Annotated in this window: 15 protein-coding genes; 9 read left to right on the top strand and 6 right to left on the bottom strand. The window is 60.8% G+C overall.

The window, feature by feature from the left end:
• Positions 1-57: 57 nt before the first annotated feature.
• The 3 genes from MKL09_RS00425 to MKL09_RS00415 all read right to left on the bottom strand — a co-directional run bounded on the left by MKL09_RS00425 (position 58) and on the right by MKL09_RS00415 (position 1,676).
• Entirely contained in the window at positions 58-270 is a 213-nt protein-coding gene (locus MKL09_RS00425; protein ID WP_244016947.1) for a hypothetical protein, read from the bottom strand.
• A 718-nt stretch (positions 271-988) separates the two neighbouring features.
• Positions 989-1,243 (bottom strand): DUF6894 family protein, encoded by a 255-nt coding sequence (locus tag MKL09_RS00420; protein ID WP_244016945.1) that lies wholly within the window; start codon positions 1,241-1,243, stop codon positions 989-991.
• A gap of 214 nt (positions 1,244-1,457) precedes the next feature.
• On the bottom strand, positions 1,458-1,676 hold the full coding sequence (locus tag MKL09_RS00415) for a hypothetical protein (protein ID WP_244016943.1): 219 nt from the start codon (positions 1,674-1,676) through the stop codon (positions 1,458-1,460).
• Between the two features lie 203 nt (positions 1,677-1,879).
• Here MKL09_RS00415 and MKL09_RS00410 point away from each other — a divergent pair, with 203 nt between their 5' ends.
• Positions 1,880-2,428 carry a PAS domain-containing protein gene (locus MKL09_RS00410; protein WP_244016941.1) on the top strand — a complete coding sequence of 183 codons (549 nt, stop codon included), beginning with the start codon at positions 1,880-1,882 and terminating at the stop codon, positions 2,426-2,428.
• 745 nt (positions 2,429-3,173) lie between these two features.
• Here MKL09_RS00410 and MKL09_RS00400 read toward each other — a convergent pair.
• Together MKL09_RS00400 and MKL09_RS00395 are read right to left on the bottom strand one after the other, a co-directional pair.
• A complete protein-coding gene (locus MKL09_RS00400) occupies positions 3,174-3,419 on the bottom strand; it encodes a hypothetical protein (RefSeq protein WP_244016939.1) in 246 nt (81 codons plus the stop codon).
• Positions 3,416-4,135, bottom strand: a complete 720-nt coding sequence (locus tag MKL09_RS00395) for a Crp/Fnr family transcriptional regulator (protein WP_409566880.1) — start codon at positions 4,133-4,135, stop codon at positions 3,416-3,418. The genes MKL09_RS00400 and MKL09_RS00395 overlap by 4 nt, the downstream gene beginning before the upstream one ends.
• A gap of 533 nt (positions 4,136-4,668) precedes the next feature.
• Here MKL09_RS00395 and MKL09_RS00390 point away from each other — a divergent pair.
• The 8 genes from MKL09_RS00390 to MKL09_RS00355 all read left to right on the top strand — a co-directional run bounded on the left by MKL09_RS00390 (position 4,669) and on the right by MKL09_RS00355 (position 8,404).
• Entirely contained in the window at positions 4,669-5,433 is a 765-nt protein-coding gene (locus MKL09_RS00390) for a Crp/Fnr family transcriptional regulator (RefSeq protein WP_244016935.1), read from the top strand.
• 3 nt (positions 5,434-5,436) lie between these two features.
• Positions 5,437-5,703 carry a hypothetical protein gene (locus tag MKL09_RS00385; RefSeq protein ID WP_244016933.1) on the top strand — a complete coding sequence of 89 codons (267 nt, stop codon included), beginning with the start codon at positions 5,437-5,439 and terminating at the stop codon, positions 5,701-5,703.
• 703 nt (positions 5,704-6,406) lie between these two features.
• Positions 6,407-6,700, top strand: coding sequence for a hypothetical protein (locus tag MKL09_RS00380; protein ID WP_244016932.1), 294 nt, complete (start codon positions 6,407-6,409; stop codon positions 6,698-6,700).
• Positions 6,697-6,963 carry a hypothetical protein gene (locus tag MKL09_RS00375; protein WP_244016930.1) on the top strand — a complete coding sequence of 89 codons (267 nt, stop codon included), beginning with the start codon at positions 6,697-6,699 and terminating at the stop codon, positions 6,961-6,963. The genes MKL09_RS00380 and MKL09_RS00375 overlap by 4 nt, the downstream gene beginning before the upstream one ends.
• Positions 6,960-7,415, top strand: coding sequence for a hypothetical protein (locus MKL09_RS00370; RefSeq protein WP_244016928.1), 456 nt, complete (start codon positions 6,960-6,962; stop codon positions 7,413-7,415). Before MKL09_RS00375 ends, MKL09_RS00370 begins: the two co-directional genes overlap by 4 nt.
• Before the next feature lie 4 nt (positions 7,416-7,419).
• Positions 7,420-7,782 carry a hypothetical protein gene (locus MKL09_RS00365; protein WP_244016926.1) on the top strand — a complete coding sequence of 121 codons (363 nt, stop codon included), beginning with the start codon at positions 7,420-7,422 and terminating at the stop codon, positions 7,780-7,782.
• 38 nt (positions 7,783-7,820) lie between these two features.
• Positions 7,821-8,069, top strand: a complete 249-nt coding sequence (locus MKL09_RS00360; RefSeq protein WP_244016924.1) for a hypothetical protein — start codon at positions 7,821-7,823, stop codon at positions 8,067-8,069.
• A 92-nt stretch (positions 8,070-8,161) separates the two neighbouring features.
• Positions 8,162-8,404, top strand: coding sequence for a DUF6894 family protein (locus MKL09_RS00355; protein WP_244016922.1), 243 nt, complete (start codon positions 8,162-8,164; stop codon positions 8,402-8,404).
• Between the two features lie 184 nt (positions 8,405-8,588).
• Here MKL09_RS00355 and MKL09_RS00350 read toward each other — a convergent pair whose 3' ends face one another.
• A complete protein-coding gene (locus MKL09_RS00350) occupies positions 8,589-9,188 on the bottom strand; it encodes a Crp/Fnr family transcriptional regulator (protein ID WP_313901161.1) in 600 nt (199 codons plus the stop codon).
• Positions 9,189-9,205 lie beyond the last annotated feature (17 nt).

Here is a 9,205-nt window from a genome sequence, read left to right as displayed (position 1 = left end):
AGCAGCGGGTCGCGGTGGAAGGGCCAAGGAGGCCCTTCCGAGGTCGCGGTGACCGCCTCACATGCGGTTCATCATGCGGCGCTTCATCATCCGCTTCCGCATCATCCGCTTCTTCATCATCATCCGGTCGCCGTGCATCATCCGCACCTGCGTGATGCTGGTATCGGACCGGAGGCCGTTGGCGGACATCGGGGTGGCCGATGCGGATCCGGAAACGAGGGCAAAGCCGCCAAATAACACGGCGGTAAGCGCAACCGTCATCTTCTTCATCTGAAATCTCCCAGATAGAGCGGATCTCCCGCCCGAACCTACAGAGAAGCCCAGGTATCTCACCTAGGTTCCTAAATGCAATTGACTTTTTCAAATACACGTTCGAGCAAAATTTGGCAAATCGAACTTCTACGAACCGTGATCGAAATTAGTTTCAAGCGATAATTCAGTTTTAACGGTGAACGGACTGAAGGATCATTTGATGCATTCTTGCCGCAAAATTATAACTTACATTATAGGTATGACGTGCGTTCAGTGTGGCGCCACGCACGTCGCTGGCGTTCTCGACCTTGGCCGGAGTGATTTCTGCCATTTTCAGTTATGTTTATGCCCTGGCGCAGCCGGAGGCGGAGGCCTTGGTGGCGTGGGGAGGAATTTGGAAGGTGGTCACACCTTCGTGTCGATCTCACGCCGGCGCATATTGCCGACCACCCAAGCTCCAGCCGCCGTCGCATAGGAGTAGGACGATTGCTCCGATCGCTGGCCATCAGCTGAGGTAATGACCCACCGGAAGCATTCCGCATGGGTGGTGCACGGCACTACGCTCACACGGTTGGATCGAGAGGTAAGGTGCGACACCGGGAGCCGATGCTTACGAGCCATCTGCCCTCTACGAGGGGCGAGATGATCAAGTTTCAGTTCTCGCCCCGTCATTAGAGGTACGCCAGCGGCGCGATGACGATCGGCTATGCGGGCTTGGCCCCGCCGCACAATCTAATCACGGGCTGACGGCGTGTGGGATATGCCACTCGCCGAATAAGTCGAGCGAGGCGGAGTAGATCACCCTCCCGTCTTCATCGCGCACGCGAACCGAATAGGTGCGACGATCCTGGTCCGGGAGCTTGTTGCGCGGCATATCGGGGAGGGCATCCAATGCCTCGATACAAGCGGCCTCGATGCTGGGCAATTCGAAGCCCTCATCGTCCTCATGGCGCAAGTGGCCGTCGTCGGTGTCGAAGCAATAATGCGGCATAAGATATCCGGCCTCGCTCAGGCGGGAGCACGCGCATCTCTCAGCCGCTGATGCCTAATGTTCGATCAGCGATGATTTCAAATTTACTCTTCGTTGAGCCGTGATGCCATAACCTGGATTATCGTCCATGGCGGAATATACGCATATCTGGCTGGTAATTAATCAATTGAGTTGGGGTTACGCAATGCGAATGCCAAATTATTATTTCTGCCTGTCAGGCCGATCCTGCCTTGCGCACGAACTCGATGCAGGCGTGGCGCATCTTCGGATCGGTGACCCGGGTGAACGCCTCAAGTAGCTCAAGCGTCTCCGGTATCTCCCGCGCTGAGGGCGTGAGCGAAGACGACTGGCCCGGACTATGGAGCACGCTCACCGGAACGCTGAGGATCTCCGCGATTTGGTGGAGCGCAGCGCGAGTGCGATCATCTGCCATACCACCGTCCTAACCTCCTACGCGCCAATGGGAAGGGTATAATCGCTGATATCTTAATCATCATAATGCTTTGACGAAATTTTCGCCGTCAAAGCCGCGATACTGGGTTTGAGTGGCGGATGTGGCAATACATTTTGTAGCAACGGCTCTGAGATCTGACCTTTCCAGAAGTATCAATCTTCGACCTGAGGTGCGATGCATCGATGTTGATTATCAATCCTGCCCTCCAGGCGGCCGGCCTTGTTGGTACCTGGGATACAGATGTGCCGGCAGGCCGATCCGTTCTTGACGAAGGTGCCGCAGATTTGCTTGCCGGAGACGGAGGTCTCGCGGGTCAACCCATGCCCTTGGACATTGCTCTGCGCCGCATGCATCCGGACGATCGCGGCTGGGTATTCGATCGCATCCGACGGGTGCGTGAAACAGGAGGGTCTTTCTCTGCCGAGTTCCGTGTCTTGACCGGGACAGGTGAGGTCCGGTGGGTGCTCAACCGCGGCACCCTGGCGCCTGACGAGACCGGGGTGATGCATGGCCGTGGCGCTTACATCGACACCACGGACACCCATCGCGGCTCTTTCCTGCCCGACCGTCCAATCGAGATGCATGAGACCGATCCTTTGATCGTGGCCGCCGATCGCTGCATTGCCGCGCACGCGGCGATCGGTCTGGTCGGCGATCGGAAGCTTCAGCGGCTCTCCGACATGATGCTGTTCGCGATCGGTCGTACCCTAGCGGGGCGCACGCGGACCTGATCGCTTCTCAGACATGAAACGGGCTGCCTTCCCCGATCGGAAAGCAGCCCTTTTCGTTGGCCGGGAGCACGTTATAACCGCGTGCCGCCGATAAACCTGCAACGCCAAGCTCGGTTCCGGTATCGTGCCTCGGCGCGCATGCCATTCAGCGCCAGTAAATGAGACCCACCGGCCCGACCCACATTCGGGGGAGAGATGCAGGCCGGGCCGATGGGTGCCCCTCGTCAGGGCGCCCCATGGTGCTGCGTCGAGGTCTGAGGGGCAACGATGATGGTCCGTGTCCACGAAGTGGGGCTACGCCGCGGCGTCGAACACTACAGCAGGCTCTACGTCCTCACATGATGGGACGTAGGCACACCAGGCGCAAACGCCTCTGTCGGCCGCCGCTGGAGCATTCCACTGAGAACACTCCGGGCAGACCTTCATCACGATGTGGGTGCCATGGACGAACGCGAGGCCGCGACCACAGAAGGTGGCCGCGCCTTGAGGTAAATTTTTCAACATATGTAGGTTCTGCATACTATCGCAGGTTGATGTCAATGGATGCTCCAGCCTTCTCGCCGGGTTCCACCGACACCGGACATCATGTAGCAGCGGCGGGCCCTGATCCGTGCGACTCTGTCAGAGTCCAACGCCCTCCTGAACGAGATAAGATAGCGTCAGGATATGCCCCGGTCAGTACCAGCTGAGCGCACTGGAACAGCGGGAGCTCATCGAACAACAACGGCAGTTCTGAAGCTGCGGCTCAAGCCGCTTGAGCTAATTGCTGCTCGATCCAGGCCTGCGCGGCATCGAGGTCGGCGAAAGTGGGCCGGGTCGGTGTATCGACCCATCCGAAGCCCGCTTCCAGGAACCACATCCCGGCCATGTCATCGTGATAGCCTGAAAGCTTCACCAGGACTGCGGCCAAGAAGCCGTTGGTGAAGACCAACTGCCCGTCGACATCGTAACTGCCGGTGGCGACCTGCACCGGCTGTAGGCGAAGGGTCATCCGGTGGCTCGCTTCTCCAGATGCAGGTATGTCGGGTCAAACTCGGAGACACGCAGAAGTTCATTCCAGGCCTCGATCACCAGCGTGCTGCTTCGAAGCGTGATCAGGGTCTTGCCACGCATCTCCTGGAGCACGCGATTGATGTGCACAGGCGTGAGCCCCAGCGCATCGGCGAGATCCGCCTGGGTGACCGGCAGCGAGCAACGGTAGTTCCCGGCCAGCCCTACCGCCTGCAGCTTCAGATACAGCTCGCAGAATAGGTGGGCGACGTGCTCGAAGGCCGAGCGCCGTCCCATGCTCACCAACCACTCGCGGAAGATCCCCGCGTCGATCAAGGTATCGCGCCAGAGGATCGCCGCGATGCCGGGGTGGCGGGCCGTCAGCTTCCGCAGGCTTTCGTGTGGAATGAAGGCCACGGTGGCTTTGGTCAGCGTGCCGAGGCTGTAATCCATGGTGGGGACGTGCAGGCTCTGGAGATCCAGGATGTCGCCGGGGATGTGGAACGATAGGATCTGCCGCTTGCCCTGGCTGAGGAGCTTGTACCGACAGGCCCAGCCATCGATGATCAAGCAGCAATGCGAGGGCTTGTCGCCGTCGCGCACGATGTCCTGCCGGACGTTGAGCTTGTGGATCCTGACCGGCAGGCTCTCGATGGCCTGGCGCTCTACCTCCGATAGGCTGGCGATGCTTTCCAGTTTGCGGATGAGCCAGTTCATAGCGTGGAGATCGGGAGCTGAACTCATATTGCTCCACCTCATATTGCAGGTGGAAGCCCGCGGCTCTCCCAGCCATCAGAACCTGTGTCTGACCAACTGATGATAGGCTCCACCATAGAACGAAGTTACCTATATGTTTGGTCATAAGATGGATTTCTAAGACGATTACGACCCGGCAGAGATCAAGGGCCAACCTCACCAAATTCCATCTTTTGATCGAATCGATTCTTTAATCCGCTGGCATTGGGTATCCGGCTGTTGCCGCGATGATGTGAGCGCAGTTGGCCGCGCGAGCGTTCCTTGCCCCTTCATCGCCCAGACGGCTCTTTCCGACCCGAGCGCACTCAAGCCCCGTCGCCTGGTCCGGGTGGCGGGGCGTTTCCTGGCGCAGTTCATCTATTTCCAGGCAGGGCGCGAGCGTCCGAAATCGTACCTGTGATGCCCTCTCAGGATCAGTGCCGCTCGGCTCGGCGTTCCTTCGAGGAGCGCCTCTCGGACGATCAGCGGGTTCTCTCAATCATGAGGCCAGTCCGATGCAGCAGGCGCTGACGCGGAAGCTTGAGAGCTTCGAACCCTTGTCGGACCAGGCGCGCTGGGCCCTGAACGGCCTGGTGCTGAAGGTCCGGCAAGTCGACGCACGCCAGGATCTAATCCAAGAAGGCGACAAGCCGGACAACGTCCTGCTAATCCTGGATGGCTTCGCCTGCCGCTACAAGGTGCTCCCGGACGGCCAGCGCCAGATCATGGCCCTCCTCGTACCGGGCGACTTCTGCGACCTCAACGTCTTCATCCTCGACGAGATGGACCACAGCATCAGCACCATCTCGACCTGTCAGGTCGTGGACATCCCCCGGCAGGCCATCGACGAGATCACGGTGCACCATCCGAGCATCGCGCGCGCCTTCTGGTGGTGCTCCCTGGTCGACGGCGCTGTCCTGCGGGAATGGCTGGTGAACATGGGAGGGCGCCCTCCGGCCCAGCGCATCGCCCACCTCCTGTGCGAACTCCTGATGCGCTTGGAAGCGGTCGGGCGTGTCACCGACAACAGCTACGCGTTCCCGCTCACCCAAACGGAGATCGCCGACACGATGGGCCTGTCCGACGTGCACGTGAACCGGACGCTGCAGGAGCTGCGCGCGCTCGGCCTGATCCATCTCAAGTACCGGGTGTTGACCATCCTCGACGTCGAGCGGTTGAAGGCCTTCTGCCTATTCACGCCGAACTACCTGCACCTGCGCAACACCCGCTGGGGTGAGCGGCGCGCCCTGAGCTGGCCCGGTCGCGCCCAGGAGGGCTAGCCGATGTCCGAACAGGGCAACGTCGAGACGCTGATCGTGCTGCAGCCGATCGCCGTCGATACGGCGAGCCCTGATCGCGAAGGCCGGTTGGTGATCGCCAACGGCCTGCTCGTGGCGGTTCTAGTCCGCCTCGATGGGCCAGAGCACGACAATCCTGGAAGCTGGTTCATGGAGGCAGGGTTCGGTCGGCTGCAAGGGCAGAGAGCCCCTGCCTTCCCAGCTCTGGAAGATGCGACCCGCTGGCTGCGACGGCATCTGAAGGGGACGTGAGTTATCAGCCCTCGATTACGAGGAGACCCTCTCTCGCAGAGTAGCTTACGGACCGTCAGGGTTGAACATACTCCCGCTGGCTACGGCGCGGTATCTCGTCGGCTGCCACCAGCGCCCCGGCGATCGCCACCATGCGCCGTGCCTGGTGACGCACAGCGTCGAGGCCCTCCGACAGGTGCGGATGGTTTTCCGAGCCGACGGTCGCGGATGGTCCGTAAGGAGAGCCCGCCTCCAGCATCGCCCTGTCGGTGTACTCGGTCGGTAGGATCAGGACTGGACATCGTGAGGCCTCTGGGCGTGGATTAACTCAGGATTGTCACGAGCAGCACACCCAATCCACCAAGGATCACTGCACCGATGCCTGCCATGAACGCGACATTCGAGCCTGCAAACTGGTCCGCTATCGATGCTCCAGAGTCCGTTGTCAGCGACACGGAACCGCCGGCTGCCGTCAGGGCGAGAGCGACAGACATCGTTAGGGACATGGTACAGCTCTAATAAAACAGCGTTATCACTGATCAACCGCGAGCCGTCATATAGTTTCAGGCAAATCTGAGAAATAAAATCTAAAATCGATCATTTGATAGGTTTAATGATTGGCTCGATTTTTAGGAAGATACATAAGGTCACGGATAAGAACTTTTCGGGTGAGGCGCGTGTTTCTCGTCCATGCTCATAATTCTTGAGCAAGCGAGGTTTATGAGTGTCAGACGATATATCCGGTCAGGACAGCCGCCAGGGCAAGCGCGGCAGGCCGGCGCTCTACGTCTTGATCATCAGCGTCGGGCTGATGCTCACGTCTCTGGCCGGGTTGATGATCTGGCAGGGCGCAAGTTCGCCACCCGACTATGCCAGCCAGAGCCAGGCGGCATCGCGCAAGCAGATCACCGGCTCTGAGACAGGCAAGTCAGACGCCGCGTCGTCGGCCAACAGCAGCGGCGTGCCCGGGGGAAACCCGGCATATCCGCAGCCCGCCATGCGCAGTGCAAACCCTTGAGCGCGGCTGAGACGGCGATCGACGATCCGTTCGAAGCTGCGGTGCTCGAACGTGCGCAGCAGAACTTCCTCGACAACGGTCCGGGCAACCGGCTGTGGGCAGATCCCTCCTCGGAAGAGGGGTCTACGATGAATGCGTGTTTCACCCTGAGCGCGGCTGAGCGCGCCACGTTCATTGCCGTCGCACGGGCAGAGATCGAGACCGAGACGGCTCGGTCTCGCTTGACGGAGACCGCCCAGTTCCGAACGAAAGTCCGACCATGAGTTCCGGCATCAATGCGCTGTACGAGAGCCGAAACGGCGCGCAGGCGGCGATGGCTACGCTTATCGCGGCCGGCATCCCCGACGCGGCGATCCGGCTCGTCGTCGGCCCCCTCCCTCCTGAGGCCGACCGCGCCGAGACGAAAGATCTTTATCTTGACGGCGACACGCTTCGTCACGCGCTTGTAGAAATCGGGCTGCCCCGGGAGGCATGGGCTGCCTACTCCGCAAAGCTGACCGCCGGCGGGGCGATGCTGAACTTGGCAGTCGACGATGCGGAACGGGAGCGCGTGCTGGGGATCCTGAACGATCACGGTTCGGTCGACCCGACACAGCGCGTCGCGATCTGGCGCGAGGAGGGCTGGGGCGGGACATCGCCGGTCTCGACCGAGGGCTGGGGCGGCTACTCCGCCACCTCGACCGGTGGAAAGAACATCACAGACAGTCAGGGTTGATCCGATGGCAAACGCTCTCACGAGATCCGAGACGACCGACCTCGACGCCGTGCGGCGCTACGCGGTTAGCGTGATCGCGCAGTCCGAAGGCGAAGACCTGCAGATGAAGGCGGTCACTCTAGCGCTGCTTGGCGGGATCATGTGGCGCAGCAAGCCAGGATCGACTGAGATGACGCAGGATGGTGACAGCACCAACGCCATCCTCTCGACGACGCTCGGAGGCCGCCATCTGACATTCTCGTATGATCAGCCGACCGAGTCGATCGTGATGCGCGATGGCCGGGTCGATGGCCCCATCCTGCACAGCTTCTGTAACCGGACCTTGATCGGAGATTTCGAACGGACTTTCAGCGCCCTGTGGGGCTGAGGAAGCCCGATCCGATCCCCGTTCATTTGCACCAACAAGTGCAGAAGTACGAGAAGGGCCGCAACTGCATTGGCGCCGGCCGGCTGCAGGACATCGCCGATGCTCTGAAGGCGCCCGTCGAGACCTCCTTTGCTGGGCAGCCGGGGATCGATGAGGGTGGGGCTACGGTCTCGACGTTCTTCGACAATCCGAAGGTGATGGAACTCGTGATGGCGTTCACGAGCATCTTTGATGAGACCACGCGCAACAGCGTCCTCTCGATCGTGAAGGCGGCGGCCAGCCTGTGACAGGGGCTTAGCAAGGGCTGCCGCCCTGTGCGGAAACAAGGTGTGATGGTGAGAGTTATAGGCAAAGCCGATCAACATCGCCGCATTCAGCCATGCCGCGCTTCTTCTTCGATATCCGTGATGACAAGGGTACCCAACGAGACGAGGAGGGGTTCGAACTCGCTGACCTCTCAATGGTCCGCGAGAAAGCCCAGCGCCTCTTGCCTGACATCGCCCGCAGTGAAATCCCAGGGGATGGCGACCAGCACGTCTACACGGTGCTGGTGACCGACGAGGACGGCCATGCCATCTACTCAGCTACGCTCACCTACGCGGGCTTATGGTTGCTGCGGTAGGCGGGGGACGAATGTTGGAAGGGTTGCTGGACTTCCAGGCGCCGAGCGAGGGCTACCCCAGGTGGGGGAGGCTCTATGCGTCTGCGATAAGCCGCTCGTACTCGGCTTCCGCGGCACCATAGGTGTCACCAGCCATGCCCTCCAGCTTCTCGCGATCGAGCACCGTGATGTGCCCCCGCCGCGCCTAGATCATGCCGGAGCTCTCCAGCATGTGCGTAGCCGCCGTCACCCCAGGCCGTCGCACCCCCAGCATCAACGACAGGAACTCGTGCGTGATCGGCAGGTCGTCCTGGTCCATGCGGTCCTGATACATCAGGATCCAACGGGCCAGCCGCGCCTCGATGGTCAATTTGGCATTGGCGTAGGCGGTGCCCCCGACCTGCGCGATGAAGCTCTGCACGTAGCGCCCGAGCAGACCACGCAGAGCCGGGCTTGCATCGAGCGCCGCGCATAGATCCGCGGCTGGAATGCGCAGTGCTTCACCCTCGCCCTGGATGAGCGCCGTGAACGGCCCGCGGTCGGTTCCCAGTACCAGCGGTGTGCCGACCATACCTTCACGACCGACGAGGCCGATCTCGATGCGACCATCGTGCGTGTCGGCCAGGTACGAGCACAGACCGCTTTCAACGAAATAGGCGTGTGCAATTGGCTGATGCGGGTCGAGCACCGTCTCATGTAGCCGCAACGGCACCCGCTCCAGTGCGCGAGAGAGACCAACGAAGTCGTTCGCGGGCAGCGTGGCGAGGAGACGGTTACGAACCGTCGACTGCTGAAGCTGGAACAAAAGCTCTGCTTCCGATC

Source organism: Methylobacterium sp. J-048 (assembly GCF_022829515.1).
GTDB lineage: Bacteria > Pseudomonadota > Alphaproteobacteria > Rhizobiales > Beijerinckiaceae > Methylobacterium.
The sequence above is the reverse complement of the archived record's forward strand: the minus strand, read 5'-3'. Positions and strand labels throughout refer to the sequence as shown.

Bases quoted from the DNA above. Each gene is read 5' to 3' on its own strand.
- MKL09_RS00425 (WP_244016947.1), bottom strand. From the start codon at position 270: ATGAAGAAGATGACGGTTGCGCTTACCGCCGTGTTATTTGGCGGCTTT.
- MKL09_RS00420 (WP_244016945.1), bottom strand. From the start codon at position 1,243: ATGCCGCATTATTGCTTCGACACCGACGACGGCCACTTGCGCCATGAG.
- MKL09_RS00415 (WP_244016943.1), bottom strand. From the start codon at position 1,676: ATGGCAGATGATCGCACTCGCGCTGCGCTCCACCAAATCGCGGAGATC.
- MKL09_RS00410 (WP_244016941.1), top strand. From the start codon at position 1,880: ATGTTGATTATCAATCCTGCCCTCCAGGCGGCCGGCCTTGTTGGTACC.
- MKL09_RS00400 (WP_244016939.1), bottom strand. From the start codon at position 3,419: ATGACCCTTCGCCTACAGCCGGTGCAGGTCGCCACCGGCAGTTACGAT.
- MKL09_RS00395 (WP_409566880.1), bottom strand. From the start codon at position 4,135: ATGAACTGGCTCATCCGCAAACTGGAAAGCATCGCCAGCCTATCGGAG.
- MKL09_RS00390 (WP_244016935.1), top strand. From the start codon at position 4,669: ATGCAGCAGGCGCTGACGCGGAAGCTTGAGAGCTTCGAACCCTTGTCG.
- MKL09_RS00385 (WP_244016933.1), top strand. From the start codon at position 5,437: ATGTCCGAACAGGGCAACGTCGAGACGCTGATCGTGCTGCAGCCGATC.
- MKL09_RS00370 (WP_244016928.1), top strand. From the start codon at position 6,960: ATGAGTTCCGGCATCAATGCGCTGTACGAGAGCCGAAACGGCGCGCAG.
- MKL09_RS00365 (WP_244016926.1), top strand. From the start codon at position 7,420: ATGGCAAACGCTCTCACGAGATCCGAGACGACCGACCTCGACGCCGTG.
- MKL09_RS00355 (WP_244016922.1), top strand. From the start codon at position 8,162: ATGCCGCGCTTCTTCTTCGATATCCGTGATGACAAGGGTACCCAACGA.